Annotated in this window: 18 protein-coding genes and 1 tRNA gene; 5 read left to right on the forward strand and 14 right to left on the reverse strand. The window is 67.5% G+C overall.

Going from position 1 to position 15004, the window contains the following annotated elements:
• Positions 1-18: 18 nt before the first annotated feature.
• Genes BM365_RS03885 through BM365_RS03915 form a run of 7 tightly spaced genes read right to left on the reverse strand, consistent with a single transcriptional unit; the run spans position 19 to position 4717 of the window.
• Positions 19-1032, reverse strand: coding sequence for a beta-propeller fold lactonase family protein (locus BM365_RS03885; RefSeq protein WP_093486765.1), 1014 nt, complete (start codon positions 1030-1032; stop codon positions 19-21).
• Positions 1029-1427: a molybdenum cofactor biosynthesis protein MoaE gene (locus BM365_RS03890; RefSeq protein WP_233210856.1), complete on the reverse strand. Its 399-nt coding sequence runs from the start codon at positions 1425-1427 to the stop codon at positions 1029-1031. The genes BM365_RS03885 and BM365_RS03890 overlap by 4 nt, the downstream gene beginning before the upstream one ends.
• Positions 1428-1460: 33 nt before the next feature.
• Positions 1461-1706, reverse strand: a complete 246-nt coding sequence (moaD, locus tag BM365_RS03895) for a molybdopterin converting factor subunit 1 (RefSeq protein WP_093486769.1) — start codon at positions 1704-1706, stop codon at positions 1461-1463.
• Positions 1703-2185, reverse strand: a complete 483-nt coding sequence (gene moaC / locus BM365_RS03900; RefSeq protein WP_093486771.1) for a cyclic pyranopterin monophosphate synthase MoaC — start codon at positions 2183-2185, stop codon at positions 1703-1705. The genes moaD and moaC overlap by 4 nt, the downstream gene beginning before the upstream one ends.
• An 18-nt stretch (positions 2186-2203) precedes the next feature.
• Positions 2204-3217 carry a GTP 3',8-cyclase MoaA gene (moaA, locus tag BM365_RS03905; protein WP_233210768.1) on the reverse strand — a complete coding sequence of 338 codons (1014 nt, stop codon included), beginning with the start codon at positions 3215-3217 and terminating at the stop codon, positions 2204-2206.
• Complete coding sequence (locus BM365_RS03910; protein ID WP_093486775.1) at positions 3214-3966, reverse strand: MBL fold metallo-hydrolase; 753 nt, start codon at positions 3964-3966, stop codon at positions 3214-3216. The genes moaA and BM365_RS03910 overlap by 4 nt, the downstream gene beginning before the upstream one ends.
• A 1-nt stretch (position 3967) precedes the next feature.
• Positions 3968-4717 carry a 3-deoxy-D-manno-octulosonic acid kinase gene (locus BM365_RS03915; RefSeq protein ID WP_093486777.1) on the reverse strand — a complete coding sequence of 250 codons (750 nt, stop codon included), beginning with the start codon at positions 4715-4717 and terminating at the stop codon, positions 3968-3970.
• Between the two features lie 19 nt (positions 4718-4736).
• Here BM365_RS03915 and BM365_RS03920 point away from each other — a divergent pair, with 19 nt between their 5' ends.
• Both BM365_RS03920 and BM365_RS03925 read left to right on the forward strand, forming a co-directional pair.
• Complete coding sequence (locus BM365_RS03920; RefSeq protein ID WP_093486779.1) at positions 4737-5783, forward strand: glycosyltransferase family 9 protein; 1047 nt, start codon at positions 4737-4739, stop codon at positions 5781-5783.
• A gap of 4 nt (positions 5784-5787) precedes the next feature.
• Positions 5788-6849: an NAD(P)H-dependent flavin oxidoreductase gene (locus tag BM365_RS03925; RefSeq protein WP_093489465.1), complete on the forward strand. Its 1062-nt coding sequence runs from the start codon at positions 5788-5790 to the stop codon at positions 6847-6849.
• On the opposite strand, the gene BM365_RS03930 is transcribed toward BM365_RS03925, so the two are convergent.
• Positions 6825-7232 (reverse strand): DUF6165 family protein, encoded by a 408-nt coding sequence (locus BM365_RS03930; protein WP_093486781.1) that lies wholly within the window; start codon positions 7230-7232, stop codon positions 6825-6827. The genes BM365_RS03925 and BM365_RS03930 overlap by 25 nt on opposite strands.
• A gap of 118 nt (positions 7233-7350) precedes the next feature.
• A tRNA-Ser gene (locus BM365_RS03935) sits at positions 7351-7441 on the reverse strand.
• 216 nt (positions 7442-7657) lie between these two features.
• Here BM365_RS03935 and BM365_RS03940 point away from each other — a divergent pair.
• Positions 7658-8362 carry a PP2C family protein-serine/threonine phosphatase gene (locus tag BM365_RS03940; protein WP_093297046.1) on the forward strand — a complete coding sequence of 235 codons (705 nt, stop codon included), beginning with the start codon at positions 7658-7660 and terminating at the stop codon, positions 8360-8362.
• 6 nt (positions 8363-8368) lie between these two features.
• Here the strand turns inward: BM365_RS03940 and dnaQ are convergent, their stop codons facing one another.
• From dnaQ to BM365_RS03960, 4 genes are read right to left on the reverse strand one after another with little or no spacing between them, the layout of a single operon-like run.
• The gene (gene dnaQ, locus BM365_RS03945) at positions 8369-9103 is read right to left on the reverse strand and encodes a DNA polymerase III subunit epsilon (RefSeq protein WP_093486783.1); all 735 of its coding nucleotides are present in this window, start codon (positions 9101-9103) and stop codon (positions 8369-8371) included.
• Positions 9103-9666 (reverse strand): GNAT family N-acetyltransferase, encoded by a 564-nt coding sequence (locus tag BM365_RS03950; protein ID WP_093486786.1) that lies wholly within the window; start codon positions 9664-9666, stop codon positions 9103-9105. Before BM365_RS03950 ends, dnaQ begins: the two co-directional genes overlap by 1 nt.
• Positions 9663-10112, reverse strand: coding sequence for a ribonuclease HI (gene rnhA / locus BM365_RS03955; protein ID WP_093486788.1), 450 nt, complete (start codon positions 10110-10112; stop codon positions 9663-9665). The genes BM365_RS03950 and rnhA overlap by 4 nt, the downstream gene beginning before the upstream one ends.
• Positions 10113-10129: 17 nt before the next feature.
• The gene (locus BM365_RS03960; RefSeq protein WP_093486790.1) at positions 10130-10789 is read right to left on the reverse strand and encodes a methyltransferase domain-containing protein; all 660 of its coding nucleotides are present in this window, start codon (positions 10787-10789) and stop codon (positions 10130-10132) included.
• A gap of 60 nt (positions 10790-10849) precedes the next feature.
• Here BM365_RS03960 and gloB point away from each other — a divergent pair, with 60 nt between their 5' ends.
• Both gloB and BM365_RS03970 read left to right on the forward strand, forming a co-directional pair.
• Positions 10850-11629, forward strand: coding sequence for a hydroxyacylglutathione hydrolase (gene gloB, locus BM365_RS03965; protein ID WP_093486792.1), 780 nt, complete (start codon positions 10850-10852; stop codon positions 11627-11629).
• Positions 11626-12822 carry a lytic transglycosylase domain-containing protein gene (locus tag BM365_RS03970; RefSeq protein ID WP_093486794.1) on the forward strand — a complete coding sequence of 399 codons (1197 nt, stop codon included), beginning with the start codon at positions 11626-11628 and terminating at the stop codon, positions 12820-12822. The genes gloB and BM365_RS03970 overlap by 4 nt, the downstream gene beginning before the upstream one ends.
• Before the next feature lie 53 nt (positions 12823-12875).
• Here BM365_RS03970 and BM365_RS03975 read toward each other — a convergent pair whose 3' ends face one another.
• Positions 12876-14852, reverse strand: a complete 1977-nt coding sequence (locus BM365_RS03975; RefSeq protein WP_093486796.1) for a SurA N-terminal domain-containing protein — start codon at positions 14850-14852, stop codon at positions 12876-12878.
• Positions 14853-15004: the final 152 nt, after the last annotated feature.

Genomic DNA, 15004 nt, shown 5'->3' on the forward strand with positions numbered 1-15004 from the left:
CGCCGCTGCGCAGTCTATTCAGTCGATGAAGCCCAACGCGTCGGGTTCGCGCCCGGTCACCCAGTAGTCGATGACCTGCCAACGCTGCGTATCGATCACGGCGATACGGTCGCCGCCGCTGATGGCCACGTAGGCACGTGGGCGGTCCGCGGCCACCACGACGCCGATAGGCAACGCGGCGTTGCCGAGCATGGTGGGCTGGTACGCCATGTCCTCGCGAGAGAGCGCGACCGTCGCTACCGGCACCTTGGTGCGCGCATTGAACACGGCCAGCGTGGCCGCGCGCGCATTGGTGACGAAGGCCAGCGCGCCATCCGCGGAGAAGGCCACACGGATCGGAAAGCCCTTGCTGCTCATCCGACGCTTGACCGCGAGCGTCCGCGGGTCGTGCACGGTCAGCGTGCCGTCCTCGCGGTTGGTCACCCAGACTTCGGTGCCGTCCGGCCGAACGGCCACGCCCTCGGCGCCCTTGCCGGCGGGTTTTTCGATCCTCGCGCCCGTGGCCAGGTCGATCCGACTGATTGTCCCGGCCTGGATCTTGGTCAGGTAAGCCACCTGCCCGTCCGGCGCCAACGCCAGCATGTGCCCGGTGCCGCCGCCGACATCGATGCTGCGCTCGACCTCGCCCGATGCCACATCCACGACCACCAGGCTGGCGGTCGCCTCCGTGGTGACCAGCACGCGGCGCCCGTCGGCCAGGAAGCGGACGCCATGCGGCGCGCTGTGCTGGCCCAGGTCGATGGTGCGCGTCGGCTTGCCGCTTACCAGATCCAGCACCGAGAGTGTGTTGCCCGACTTCGCGCCGCCGTAGTTCGTCACTACGGCGAGGCGCCCATCCGGCGCCACCGCGATCTCATGCGGCGCCTCGCCAGTCCGGTACTCGCCGATCCGGCGGCCATCGCGCAAGGAAAGACGCCAGACCGTATCGTCCGACTTGTTGCCAACCAGCAGTTCCGCCGAGTGCGCCGCGGGCGCGCCCACGCTCCCCAGCGCGATCAAGAGCCCCAAGACGAATCGACGAAGCACGCTCATGGGCCATCCGCCACGGGATGCAGCCAGTCGGCATCTCCTTCGCGATAGTGCTCGCGTTTCCAGATCGGCACGCGCTGCTTCACTTCATCGATGATGTAGCGGCACGCATCGAATGCCGCACCCCGATGTGCGGCGCTCACCCCGACCCATACCGCCAGGTCGCCGATCGCCAGCGCGCCGACGCGGTGCGCACAGCACGCCGCCAGCACGTCGAAGCGCTCCATCGCCTCGGCGACGATCCGCTCGCCTTCACGCTCGGCCAGTGCGCCATACGCTTCGTAGTCCAGTCCGTCCACCGCACGACCGGCATGGTGGTCGCGGACCCAACCTTCGAACGTTGCATGGCCACCCGCGCGCGGATCGCGCAGGTCGACTCCCAGCTGGGCGACATCCAGCGGTTCCGAGGAAAGAAGGAAACGGGGCACGCCTCAGCCTCCGCTCACAGGCGGGATGAAGGCGACCTCGCTGCCTGCCCGCAGCGGATCCTGCCAGCGCGCGAATTCGCCATCGACGGCGACACGCAGGTGTTCTCGCGGCCACGCGATACCGTGGCGGGCCTGGATCTCCGCGTAGAGATTTGCCAGGTCGACCGCTGCGGTGCTCACCGCTTCGCTTGCGACACCGGTGCGCTCACGCAGGCTGGCGAAGTACAGCAGGGTGAGGGTGACACTCATCGCGACCCCACATCGCGCTTGCCGCCGCGCTTGGCCACCAGCTTCGCCGGGCCCAATACGATGGCGTGCGACAGCGCCTTGCACATGTCGTACACCGTCAGCGCGGCAACGGTCGCGCCGGTGAGCGCCTCCATCTCCACGCCGGTGCGGTGCACCGTGCGGACCTCGCACTCGATCAGCAGCGCACTCTCGCCGTCCCAGTCGACGGACAAGCGACAGCCGTCGATGGGAAACGGGTGGCAGAACGGAATCAGTTCGTGCGTGCGCTTGACCGCCATCGTGCCGGCGATGATCGCCGTATCGACGATGCCGCCCTTGGCGCTGCGCAGCCCGTTGCGCTTCAGCTGGCGCGCGACATCGGCGGGAAAGCGCACGCGGCACGTCGCCCGCGCCTCGCGCGCCGTGACGGCCTTGCCTGACACGTCCACCATCGCGGGCCGGCCGGCGGCGTCGAGGTGGGTCAATGCGGTACGGGGCATGCGGGTCCTGGGGGCAAATCAACCGCCGATAAGATACATCTCGACACGGCGCCGGTCCCGCACTTCCGGGCGACCTCGCAGTTCGCTGTAGCGATCGCCGCGCGCCGACCACAAACCGGCCACGTGCGCCGCCAGCGCGTCCTCCCCCTGCGCCACGATCGCGCGCAGGTCGGCGCCGTCCGAGGCGAACAGGCAGGTGAACAGCCGCCCGTCCGCCGACACGCGTGCGCGGTGACAATCGCCGCAGAAAGGGGTGCTGACCGAGCTGACGAAACCGACTTCGCCGCCACCGTCGTCGAATGCGTAGCGCTCGGCCACTTCGCCGCGGTACTCGGCCTGCAGCGGGTGCAGCGGCCAACGCGCGCCGATGCGATCGCGCAGTACCGATGACGGAACCATCTTCTCCACCCGCCAGTCGTTGCTGTCGCCCACATCCATGAACTCGATGAAGCGCACCACGTGTCCGGTGCCGCGAAAACGCTCGACCAGCGGAAGCACTTCCGCTTCGTTGACGCCACGCTGCACGACCGCGTTGATCTTCAACCGCGAGAACCCAGCGGCGATGGCGGCATCAATGCCGGCCAGCACGTCGCCGACCTGTCCGCGCTGGCCCGACATCGCGGCGAACACCTCCGGGTCCAGCGCATCCAGACTGACGGTGATGCGCCGCAGCCCGGCGTCGTGCAGGGCCTGCGCCTGGTGCGCCAACAGCACCCCGTTGGTGGTCAGCGCGATGTCCTCCAATCCGGGAATGGCGGCCAGACGACGGACGAGCTCGGGCAGGCGCTTGCGCAGCAGCGGCTCGCCGCCGGTCAGGCGAAGCTTGCGCATGCCGAGCCGCACGAAAGCTCGGACCAGGATCTCGATCTCGTCGAAGGACAGCCGTTGCGAGGCGTCGGTGCCGTAATCCTCGGGCACCCTGTCCGCCGGCATGCAGTAGCCGCAACGGAAATTGCACGCGTCGATCACCGACAGCCGCAGGTCGTGCAGAGGACGCCTCAACAGGTCGTGCGGCAGCAACGGCGCGTTCACGGCAGTGCGACGACCGATGGCAGCGACAAGACGATACCCTCGCCAGGCATCGCAATCCGGTGTCCGCGCGCGCGCAGCGCCTCGCCATCGCCGGCGCTGGCGTAGTGGTAGAGCACGCAGCGGGCCAGCAGTTCCGGCGAGTATTCGCGCTCCAGATCCTCGATGCCGCTGTGCGAGGGATTGCCGTGCAGGCCGCAGTCGTGCGCGATCAACTCACCGGCATCCGCGTGGCGCGCCAGCATCTCCGGGATCGGCCGCGTGTCGCCCGTCCAGACGACGCTGCCGCGCAATCGCAGGCCGAATGCCGTCTCCGGCCAATGGTGACGCACGGGGAACACCTCCAGGCGCTGCCCGTCGTGCCAGAACGCATCGCCCACCGGAACCAGCTGGAACGCATCCCAGAAGTTCGCACCGCCCTCGGCCAGCACGTTCGGATAGCTGGCAATGCGCTGGTGCAACAGCGGGACCAGGGGCGCGGGCACGTACAGGCGAACCTTGCCGCGCCGTGCCGGATCGAAATAGCTCGAGACGAACAGCCGTTCCATCCCGGCCACGTGGTCCAGGTGCAAGTGGGTGATGAAGAGGGCGTCGGGCATGTCGCCGTAGCGCGCGTGATACGCAGTCAGGCCCTCGCCACCACAGTCGATGGTCAGCCAGGGCCTGCCGCCGCGTTCGAGGGTGGCCATAGCCGAACCTAGTTCGACCGCGCTGGCGTTGCCTACGCCATGAAAACGCAGCACCCACGTCATCTCAATAGCCCCGCGACCAGGCGTGGTCGTAGGCGCGACGCAGGTGGGCGAACTCCACGCCGACCTGTTCGACGCTGCGCGCGCCCCGCAGCTTGAGCAGCGAGCGCTTGAGACGCGCCAGATTCTGCTCCCGCCACGCGGTTGCCGGTATCCGCAGGCGCCCACGGTCGAAATCGATCAGCCAGCCGTGGCCGGCGCCATCGAACAGGATGTTCTGCGCATTGAGATCCGCGTGATCCAGGCCGGCGCGGTGGAAGCGCGCCACCAACCGGCCCGTGCTTTCCCACGGCGCCCGGCTTTCGTCCTGCGAGGCGATGTCGGCCAGCGTGCGGACGTCCATCAACCGTTCCACCATGATGGCGGCGCGGTAGAACATGCCGTCGCGCACGTAGCTGGCGGCGACGGGGCGCGGTACTGGCAGGCCGCGCGCCAGCAACGCGCGGGTCAGGCGGAATTCGGCGAAACTGCGCGTGCGGTCCGGGCCGTGCCAGAGGTAGCGATCCTGGCTGAAGCGCGAGGCCAGGCCCCCGCGGCGGTAGTGGCGCAGCACACACTGGCTGGAGGGCGCATCGATGAACCAGGCCCCTCCCCGGCCACCGCTGTCGACGGGCCGGGCGCGCTCGCCCCACTTTTCAGGCAGGAACCAGTCGGGATCCGCTTGCCGCAGGTGTTTGCGGTCGAACAGAATCGCACCGTATCCGCTGCCTTCGCGGAACGGCGTCAGGGATTCCGAGGCGTCAAAACCGACCATCCAGCGAGTCTAACAACACTTGTCCACGATTCCCCAATCGCTCTGCCTGCTCCGCCTGTCCGCACTCGGCGACGTGACCCATGTCGTACCGCTGGTGCGCACCTTGCAGCGGCACTGGCCGCAGACCCGCTTGCACTGGGTGATCGACAAGGGTGGCTTCAAACTGCTCGAGGGGCTGGAGGGCGTGGCCTTCCACACCTACGACAAGAAGACGGGACTGGCCGGCATGCGCGCCCTGCGCGCGGAACTGCCTGCCGAAGGTTTCGATGCGCTGCTGCAGATGCAGGTGGCGCTGCGCGCCAACCTGCTATCGGCGTTCATCCGTGCACGCCGCCGGATCGGCTACGACCGAAGCCGTTCCAAGGACCTGCACGGACTGGTGATCAACGAGCGCATCCCGGACCGTCCGGGCATCCACGTGCTTGATGCGATCGGCAGTTTTTGCGAACCCCTGGGCTTTACGCAGGACGCCGTGACGTGGGATCTCCCGGTTCCAGAAGACGCGCACGCGTGGGCCGCGGCGCAGTGGCCGGCGGACGGCCAGCGCACTCTGATGATCTCGCCTTGCTCCAGCCACGAACGCCGCAACTGGTATGCCGACCGCTACGCCGCGCTTGCCGACCATGCGGCTGCGCAGGACTGGCGCGTGGTGCTGTGCGGCGGTCGCAGCGACCTGGAACGCCGCACGGCCGATGCCATCCTGGCCGCCATGCAGGCACCTGCGCTCGATCTGGTCGGCAAGGACACCCTGAAGCAACTGCCTGCCCTGCTCGCCCGCGCCGACCTGGTGGTGACGCCGGACTCCGGCCCCATGCACATCGCCAATGCGATGGGCAGTGCGGTGCTCGGCCTGCATGCCGCCAGCAATCCGAGGCGCAGCGGCCCCTATTCCACCGTCCGCTACTGCGTGGACCGCTATGACGATGCCGCGCGCAAGTACCGCGGCAAGCCGGCCGTCGAGCTCCCTTGGGGCACCAAGATCGAGCACGACGGCGTGATGGAGCTGATATCCGTGGAAGATGCGGTGGCGGCGTTCGAGCGGCGTCGCGCCGATCTGGACGGCTGACATCATGGACCTGGCCGATCTGCTCGGCGTCCGCTGGCCACTGCTCCAGGCGCCGATGGCGGGCGTACAGGGCAGCCGGCTGGCACTGGCGGTGTGCGAAGCCGGTGGACTCGGTGCCCTGCCTGCGGCCGCGTTGACGCCGGCGGCGCTCGATGCGGAGATCCAGCGACTGCGCTCGGCTACGGATCGCCCCTGGAACCTCAACTTCTTCTGCCACACACCACCCGCATCGGACGCGTCGCGAGAACAGGCATGGCGGCAGCGGCTGCGGCCCGACTACGAGCGGTTCAGCCTGGACGTCGAACGCATCGCGGCGACGCCCGGACGCCGGCCCTTCGATGCCGATGCGCTGGCGCTCGTGCAGGCGCATCGGCCGGCGGTGGTGAGCTTCCATTTCGGCCTGCCCACGGACGACCTGCTCGCCGGAGTCCGCGACGCAGGCTGCCGCGTGCTGGCCACCGCGACCACAACGGACGAGGCGCGCTGGCTGCAGGCGCGCGGGGTCGATGCGGTAATCGCGCAAGGCTGGGAAGCCGGTGGGCATCGTGGTCATTTCCTGTCCGACAACCTGAGCCTGCAGGCAGACCTGTCGGCCCTGTTGCCGCGAATGGTCGCGGCCGTGGACGTACCGGTGATCGCTGCCGGCGGCATTGCGGATGCGCGTGGCGTCGCGGATGCAATGACGCTGGGCGCGGCAGGTGTGCAGATCGGCACGGCCTATCTGCTGTGCCCGGAAGCCGATACCCGCGCAGTGCACCGGCAGGCGCTGCGCGAACCACGCACCACCGCGGTGACCAATGTCTTCACCGGCCGCCCGGCACGCGGCATCGTCAACCGGGCTATGCGGTCCTGGGGCCCCTTGGCGGCCGACGCCCCCGCGTTCCCACTCGCGACGGCTTTCTCCGCACCATTGCGCGAGGCTGCAGAGGCGGAGGGCCTGGACGATTACTCGCTGCTATGGGCCGGCCGGCAGTTCGCGGCGTGCCGCAACGCGCCCGCGGCGGAGATCACCGCGGGATTGATCCAGGGCTTCGGCCCGCGTCAGGACCCGGCGCCCGCCCGGTAGTCCTGGTACGACTTCTCTTCGACGTAGCTCGACCCCAGCGCGAGGTTGATCGCCTTCTTGATCCGGGCGCGCTCGTCGTTCTCGATGTACACGCTGCGCGCCAGCCGGACGAACGCATCGTCGAAGGCCTGCGCCTTCTCCTTCACACGCACCTCGTCCTCGATCTCCCACAAACGCTCGTTGACCGCTTTCAGCTGCGCGCGCAGCTCGACGATGCTGTTCCCTGCCGCAGGGTGCGCCATCCACGCCTGCTCGAGCGCGGTCAGTTCGTCGCGCACATGGGCCAGCTTGGCCGGATCGCTCATGCGTTCGGACTTGATCTGCAGGATGGCGATCTTGTCGAGCAGCTCGCCGAAGGAGACGGGGACAAGGATCTCGGACATGGGTCGGTTCCCGGCAAAGAAGGCCATTCTAGGACGCGCATCCCGCTGCAGCATCCGTGACATGCCCATCGGGGTCGTCACAACGCAAAAAGCCCCCTTTCGGGGGCTTTCGCGAAACTGGCGGAGAGGGAGGGATTCGAACCCTCGATACGCTATTAACGTATGCCTGATTTCGAGTCAGGTACATTCAACCACTCTGCCACCTCTCCGGTGGCCCCGGACGTGTCCGGGGGCGTGAATCATACGTGGCGGGCCGCTTTCGGACAAGCCGAACGACGCCGATCCATGCGTTCGATGGCACGCGAGCGCCTAACGATGAATCCCGACTGCCCTCGCGACACGGTTCGGCTTGCCGGTTGTCCTGTCCGTCCGGATCATTGCGTATGAACGGGTAGGCGAAATCCGTCCCCACAGCGCAGGACACCATGATCGAATTCGGCCACATCTCCCACGTCGGCCTCCGCAGGGAGCTGAACGAGGACACCTATTACGGCGACAGCGAGCTGGGCCTGTGGCTGGTGGCCGACGGGATGGGCGGGCACGCCTGTGGCGAGGTGGCCAGCGCGCTGGCACGCGAAACCATCGTCCGCGAGGTTCGCGACGGCACGCCGCTGGCGCAGGCGATCCGGATCGCCGACGAGGAGATCATCCGCACCTCGCGCCGCCGCAACGACACGCTGCCGATGGGCACCACGGTGGTGGCCGCCCGCATCCAGGGCAACCGCTTCGAAGTGGCCTGGGTCGGCGACAGCCGCGCGTACCTCTGGCGCGAGGGTCAACTGGCCCAACTGAGCCAGGACCACAGTTACGTCCAGGAACTCATCGCCCAGGGCGCACTGACCGCCGAACAGGCCCGCTCGCACCCGCATCGCAACGTCGTGACCCAGGCGCTGGGCGTCACCGACCCGAATCATCTGAACGTGGAAACGATGACGGGCGAGCTGCGCCCCGGCATGCAGCTTCTGCTCTGCAGCGACGGTCTGACCGAGGAAGTCGACGACCGCAGCATCGCCGTCACGCTCAAGCACGACGACTGCAGTGCGCAGGAATGCGTCGACACGCTGATCGCGGCCGCGCTGGATGGCGGTGGCTCGGACAACGTCACCGCGATTCTGGTGCGTTGCCACTGACTCCGATCAGGCGCCGGCCTGCTCCAGTGCCGGCGGATCCCACAGGCACCGTCCTCCCGCCTTCTTCCGCAGTTTCTCCAGCCGGGCTTCATGCGCCGCCAATTCCTCATCGGTAACTGCCACGCGCGGGCGCTGCCCGGTGCTCGAGGTATCGAAGGCAATGACCGCAGCGACGCTGGCACCCGCCGCCGTCTCTTCCGCCCCGCCGAAGCCGATCTCGCTCTGCCCGGCGGTCAGGTTCAGGTAGACGTCGCACAGTAGCTGGGCGTCGAGCAACGCGCCGTGGAGTTGGCGGTGGGTGTTGTCCACACCCAGGCGCTTGCACAACGCATCCAGCGAATTACGCTGACCGGGAAAGCGCTGGCGCGCCATCAGCAACGAATCCTCGACGGTAACGCGATCCGCCAGCCGTCCGTACCGTTCGCCGAGACGCGACAGTTCGTAGTCGAGGAAGCCGACGTCGAAGGCTGCGTTGTGGATCACGAGTTCGGCGCCTTCGATGAAGGCGAGGAACTCATCGGCGATGTCGGCAAATAACGGCTTATCGGACAGGAACTCCAGGCTCAGGCCGGTGACTTCGGCCGCACCCTGTTCGAACTCGCGCTGCGGGTTGATGTACTGGTGATAGGTTCGCCCGGTCGGCCGGCGTTCCAGCAATTCGACGCAGCCGATCTCGACGACCCGGTTGCCCTTCTTCCATTCCAGGCCGGTGGTTTCGGTATCGAGGATGATCTGGCGCATCAGGCTGAGGTTTCCGGAACAAGGTACAGGTGGTAAAGCCCAACCTCGCGGTCGACGTGGGGCAGCGTGGTCATTCTCTCAAAGACGAATCCCAGCTTCTGCAACAGGCGGATCGAAGCAGTGTTGTCGGGATTGACGATCGCCAGCAGGCGGTGGAGCTGCAGGCGCTCCTTCGCATCGTCCATGACCGCGCGCGCCGCTTCCTCCGCGAAGCCTTGGCCGACGTGCGCCGGCAACAGCGCGTAGCCGATATCGGGACCGTCCAGCCCTTCGCGTCGCACCAGGCCGGCGTTGCCGATCAGTTCGCCCGTATCTTTCCGTTCGATGGCGTACATGCCCAGTCCATGCTCGGCATAGCTGCGCAGCGCGCCCCGGCGCAGGTAGTCGCTCGCCTGATCCAGCGTCCGGACGCCGCGGTCGGCGATGTGCTGGATGAAGCTGGGTTCGTTGAGCAGCGTCAGCATCAGGGCGGCGTCATCTGCACTGTCATCGGCCATGGCGCGCAAGCGCAGGCGCGGTGTTTCCGCAATGAGGGCGCCGGGCGCCAGCGGTACCGCCCTCATGCGACGGCACCGTTGCGAAAACGCGTGGCCTCATTGCGGGCCAGTACGTCGACACGCTCGTTGTCCGGATCGCCGTTGTGACCCTTCACCCACTTCCACTCGATGCGGTGACGACCGGCGGCGGCATGCAGTCGCTCCCAGAGATCACGGTTCTTGACCGGGTCGCCGCCTGCGGTTTTCCAGCCGCGGCGGACCCAGCTGGGCATCCACTCAGTGATGCCCTGGCGAACGTACTGGGAGTCGATGTGGAGCGTCACCTGGCAGGCTTCGGTCAGCACTTCCAGCGCACCGATGGCTGCCATCAATTCCATGCGGTTGTTCGTGGTCTGGGCCTCGCCCCCCACCAGCTCGCGCTCCTTCTCGCCATAGCGCAGGAGGGCGGCCCAGCCGCCAGGGCCAGGATTGCCCAGGCAGGAACCATCGGTATGGATGCTGACGTGCTTCATGCGGTCTCTTGAGGGGTTCAGGCGGCCGGTGCCGCGCGCCAGGCGCGCGCGACGGGGGTCGGGGGGATCAGGCCTGCAACGCGCTTTTCCGCCTCCAGCAAGCAGGCGGCACGCAGGGGCGCAGGATTGCTTCCGGGAGCATCGTTCAGGCTGCGCCAGACCGGGCCGTAATGAAGGACGTGCTGGGACGCATTCAGTCCGGCCGCAGCGAGCTGTAGCCGCCACTGTCCGAGGGTCCGCGGGACCAGCCCGGAACGGCGCCAGCGGAGCCGGTAGGGGCTCATCGGGTTCAGGACGAACAGCCACAGCCGACCGCCCGGTTCGAGCAATCGGGCGCACTCGTGCAGGAGAGGCTGGGGATCGCCCGCATCGAGCACGTGCTGGAGCACGATGACCCCAGCCGCCTCCGTAGGCAGCGGCAACGGCAGCGCACAGCGGACCCGACCCGACAGGTGGGCGGTCCCCGCGCGAGCTCGCAGGTGGAGCCCTCGGGTCGTCGGGCCGGCCGCCAAGGCGTCGCCGGTAGCCTCCGGCGAGATCCAGAGCCAGGGCTGGGGGGTACGGCTGGTGAGCGCCTGACTGACGCGGGCATGCTCGGACGCCAGCACCGGTTCGCCGCGCCCGGTCCCGAACCACGCCAGGGCATCGGGTTGACGGGTAAACGCGAAGGCAGGCATGTTCGGATTGTAGAGGACGCCGCCCCCGGGCGTCCGTTCCAGCCCGGAGTTCGTCCCCCGATGCGCCTGCTCGCCCTGCCCGCTTTCGAGGACAACTACATCTGGGCGCTGGTCGACGACGACGGGGATGCGCTCGTCATCGATCCCGGCGACGCTGCCCCCGTGTTGGCCGCAACCGGCAACGGCCTGTGGCCAGCAGCCATCTTGATCACCCACCATCACCCGGACCACGCCGGCGGCGTCCGCGCACTGCGGGAGCGCTGGCCGACCCTGCCGGTCTTCGCGCCGAAAGACGAGCGCGTGCCCGACGCCACGGAACGGGTCGGCGCGGGGGATGTCGTGCGCCTGAAAAACTGGCAGCTGTCGGTGCTGGAGGTGCATGGCCATACACGCAGCCACATCGCTTTCCATGGCGGTGGATCGGAGGGGCCGCCACACCTCTTCTGCGGCGACACGTTGTTCAGCCTGGGGTGCGGTCGCCTGTTTGAAGGAACGCCGGCGCAGATGCTCGAAGCGCTGGACCGACTGGCCTCATTGCCAGCCGAATCGCTGGTCTGCTGCGGCCACGAATACACGCTCGCCAATGGTGCGTTCGCCCAGGCGGTGGATCCACACAATGCCGCCCTGCGGCACCGCCTCGATGAAGTCCGCGCGATGCGGCAGGCCGGGCGCCCCTCGCTGCCTGTCTCACTGGCGAGCGAACTCGCCACGAATCCCTTTCTCCGCGTGGACACGCCCCCCGTGCGCGATGCGGTCGCGCACCGGCTGGGGCGTGCTCCGGTCGACCGCGTGGAGACCTTCGCCACGCTGCGGCAGTGGAAGAACGATTTCCGCGCATGAAGCCTTTCACTCACTTGGGTGTCGCGATCCTGACGGCGCTGCTCGGCGCGGCGCTGTCGCCCGCTTTCGCCGCCGATCCCCCTACACCGACGGATGTCGTGCTCGCGTCGCCATCCGCGAACGGCGTACTTCCGCCATCTGCCCTGCCCGCCAGTCATCAACGTAGCGGCTTGGAGGTGTACCAGCGTTTCCGCGACGGGCTTGCCGATCCGGAGTGCGACAGCGCCGCGACCAATGGCCGGTGGAAGAAGCAGTTCGGCCACGCCCCTGGACAACTTGCGCGCGCAGAAGACGATCTGTTGCCGCTCTTCGGCTATGTCGTCGACGCATTGCGCGAAGCGCACCTGCCGACCGAGTTCGCGCTCATCCCGTTCGTGGAAAGCGGCTACAAGCCCGGCGCACGCAATCCGAATGGCCCGGCCGGGCTATGGCAGTTCATCGGCATCACTGCGCGCAACCACGGCGTCCCGATGCGCGAAGGCTACGACGGCCGGTTATCGCCCGTGGACTCCACCCAGGCCGCCGTGCGCTATCTGAAGACCCTGCACGGCATGTTCGGCGGCGATTGGCGCCTGGCGGTCATGGCTTACAACGCTGGCGAATACCGCGTGCTGCAATCGATGCGGCGCGCCGGCATGAATGCGCGCAACGCCCGACCCGCCGAACTGCCCGGCCTCTCCGGGATCACTTACGCCTACGTGGAGAAACTGCACGCCCTGGCCTGTATTTTCCAGCAGGCGGATGACCGCGATGCCTGGCTTGACCAACTCGATCGACCCGTACCGCGTCTCGCCGCCCACCCGCTGCCTGAAGGCGGCACGCTGGCCTCGTGGGCGAGCATGTACGGACAATCCGAGAAGCTGTTGAATCGTCTCAACCCGGCGCTGGCAGGCCGATTCAGCCGAGGCTCGCGTCCCATGCGGTTGCTAGCGCCGAGCCTTGCGGTCGAAGCTGGCGGCGCAAACGACTCAACAGCCACGAACGAGCAGCCGTCCGCTCCGCGACAGGATGATCCAGCGAAGCCGTCCGAACGCACACATACCGTCAAGAGCGGTGAATCGGCCTGGAGCATCGGCAAGCGGCATGGCATACCGGCAGCTCGCCTGCTGCGCATGAACGGATTGAAATCTGGCGCCGTCCTGCGCCCCGGCATGGTCCTTCAGCTCGATGAGGCGTCGAGCGAGGCGCCCTGAAACAGAAATCCCGCCTTTCGGCGGGATTCCCGGGTTCCCTGCAACGCGACCGCTTACAACCGGTCTTCGAACACCTTCACCTTGAAGCGCTTGCGCAGCGCTTCAACGTAAGCCTGCGTCGCGATGCCGCCATTCAACTGGATCATCTGCTGTTGCATGGTCGCGCGCTCGGCCGGCGGCATGTCCGCCAGCACGCCTTCGGTCACCTTGTCGACGGTGAACACCGCATACGCACCGTTGCCCAGCGCGACCTTGCCCGGCGTCGACTTGCCCTCCGCCGGACGCGCTGTCGCGAAGATCGCCTCGTTGGCCTCGGCCGTCGGCATCGGCATGCCGCGGCGCATGCCCGGCAGTTCATTGAATCGCAAGCCATCTGCGGCGGCGATGGTGGCCAGCGACTCACCCTTCTGCAAACGGGCGACCAGCGCATCGGCCGCCGCGACAGCGGCCTTCTCACGGCGATCAGCGCGGATCGCGGCGACGACGGTGTCGCGCGCCTTGTCCAATGGCAGTGCCTGTTCTTCGGTGTGCTGCGCCACGCGGATCACGACGCTGTGGTTAGGCGCAATCTCGATCGGATCACTGACGGTACCATCCTGCACCAACGTGTCGGAGAACGCGGCACGCAGCACGGCCGGCACCGTGGCGATGCCTTCCGGTGCATTGCGCGAGAACGGTCCCACCTTCTGCAGCGGCAAGCCCACCGCCTGCGCGGCCGGCGCCAGCGCGGTAGGATTCTTCAGCGTCTCGTTGACCACCTTGCCCGCCAGGTCGTTGTAGGCGCGTTCGCGCTCACTACCGGCTTCTTCACCTGCGAGCTCGGCGCGCACCTCCTCGAAGCTGCGACCCGCACCGGCCTTGATCTCCTTCAGCTGCAGCACGTGGTAGCCGAAGTCGGACTTCACCGGGCCACGGATCTCGCCCGCCTGCATCGCGAACGCGGCGTCCTCGAACGGCTTGACCATCGAACCGTCTTTCGCGAACGGCGGCAGTTCGCCACCGAGGTCCTTCGAACCCGGGTCTTCCGAATTGGCACGCGCCAACGCAGCGAAATCGGCGCCTTCGCGCGCCTGTTTCGTGAGCGCAGCCGCCTTTTCCTCGGCCTTCTTCTGGGTTGCGGCGTCCGCACCAGCATCGGCAGCGATCAGGATGTGCGCGACGACGCGCTGTTCCGGCGAAACGAAGCGCGACTTCTCGGCCTCGTAGCGCTTACGCAGCGCGGCCTCATCGGCAGGCGCGCCGGCCGGCAGCGTGGCGGCGTTGATTTCGATGTACTCCAGCGACACCTGCTCGGGCTGCTTGAAGTCGTTCTTGTGCCCGTCGTACCAGGCCTTGATGTCCGCGTCGCTGACCGGCGCCGCATCCTCAGGCAAGGGCGGAAGCAGTGCGATGCCGATGTCGCGGGTCTCACCCAGCAACTTCCACATGCGCTCCTGCTCGCCTTCGGTGACGAAGTCGGAATCGTTGATCGCCATCGGCACCAGCATCATGCGCAGGCGATCACGCTGCTCTTCTTCGAACTTCTGCGGCGACAATGCCGGCACCTGCGAAGACAGCATCAGCTGATACTGCTCGGGGCTGAACTTGCCGTCGACCTGGAACGCCGGTTCGCTGGCGATCATTTTCTGTAGCGCCGCATTGCCGACCAGGATGCCGGCGCGCTTCGATCCGAGCGCCAGAACCTTCTGGTCGATCAGCTGCTCGAGCACCTTCCGCTTGTTGTCTGCACTCTCGAACTCGCGCGGATCGAAGGCTTCTCCCTGCTGCTGGCGGGCCTGCTGGCGCGCTTGCTCGAACGCCGCGCGGAACTCGTCCTGCGTGACCTCTTCGCGCTGCCACAGCATCGACGCCGGCCACCACTGCGGCGCACCCTCCCACCATGTCGGCGGCGCTTCCACGACCGCGACATCGCCGGCCGTACCACCGGTCATGTATTCGTTCACGCCCACGAAGGCGAACGGGATGATCAGCAAGCCCAGGATCAGGCTGGCGATCCAGCCAGAGGTTTTGTCGCGGAGTTTCTGCAGCATGTGCGGACGGGACCCGAATTCGTTCAGCCGCGCAGTTTAGCGCGCCCGGTCACCGGCGTCTCGCCGCCCGGCGGGGGACGGGCGCCTCGGCCCAAACGGGGTTCAGGCGATGCTTCTTTGGGCAGAAAGCAAAAAGCCCGCTTTCGCGGGCT

Origin of the sequence: Pseudoxanthomonas sp. YR558 (assembly GCF_900116385.1) — a bacterium.
Classification (GTDB): Bacteria; Pseudomonadota; Gammaproteobacteria; order Xanthomonadales; family Xanthomonadaceae; genus Pseudoxanthomonas_A.

Excerpts from the sequence above, each read along its gene's own strand:
- BM365_RS03950 (WP_093486786.1), bottom strand. The coding sequence starts at position 9,666 with ATGAGGGCGGTACCGCTGGCGCCCGGCGCCCTCATTGCGGAAACACCG.
- gloB (WP_093486792.1), top strand. The coding sequence starts at position 10,850 with ATGCGCCTGCTCGCCCTGCCCGCTTTCGAGGACAACTACATCTGGGCG.
- rnhA (WP_093486788.1), bottom strand. The coding sequence starts at position 10,112 with ATGAAGCACGTCAGCATCCATACCGATGGTTCCTGCCTGGGCAATCCT.
- BM365_RS03970 (WP_093486794.1), top strand. The coding sequence starts at position 11,626 with ATGAAGCCTTTCACTCACTTGGGTGTCGCGATCCTGACGGCGCTGCTC.
- BM365_RS03910 (WP_093486775.1), bottom strand. The coding sequence starts at position 3,966 with ATGACGTGGGTGCTGCGTTTTCATGGCGTAGGCAACGCCAGCGCGGTC.
- moaD (WP_093486769.1), bottom strand. The coding sequence starts at position 1,706 with ATGAGTGTCACCCTCACCCTGCTGTACTTCGCCAGCCTGCGTGAGCGC.
- BM365_RS03940 (WP_093297046.1), top strand. The coding sequence starts at position 7,658 with ATGATCGAATTCGGCCACATCTCCCACGTCGGCCTCCGCAGGGAGCTG.
- BM365_RS03885 (WP_093486765.1), bottom strand. The coding sequence starts at position 1,032 with ATGAGCGTGCTTCGTCGATTCGTCTTGGGGCTCTTGATCGCGCTGGGG.
- BM365_RS03925 (WP_093489465.1), top strand. The coding sequence starts at position 5,788 with ATGGACCTGGCCGATCTGCTCGGCGTCCGCTGGCCACTGCTCCAGGCG.
- BM365_RS03975 (WP_093486796.1), bottom strand. The coding sequence starts at position 14,852 with ATGCTGCAGAAACTCCGCGACAAAACCTCTGGCTGGATCGCCAGCCTG.
- BM365_RS03915 (WP_093486777.1), bottom strand. The coding sequence starts at position 4,717 with ATGGTCGGTTTTGACGCCTCGGAATCCCTGACGCCGTTCCGCGAAGGC.
- BM365_RS03960 (WP_093486790.1), bottom strand. The coding sequence starts at position 10,789 with ATGCCTGCCTTCGCGTTTACCCGTCAACCCGATGCCCTGGCGTGGTTC.
- dnaQ (WP_093486783.1), bottom strand. The coding sequence starts at position 9,103 with ATGCGCCAGATCATCCTCGATACCGAAACCACCGGCCTGGAATGGAAG.
- moaC (WP_093486771.1), bottom strand. The coding sequence starts at position 2,185 with ATGCCCCGTACCGCATTGACCCACCTCGACGCCGCCGGCCGGCCCGCG.
- BM365_RS03930 (WP_093486781.1), bottom strand. The coding sequence starts at position 7,232 with ATGTCCGAGATCCTTGTCCCCGTCTCCTTCGGCGAGCTGCTCGACAAG.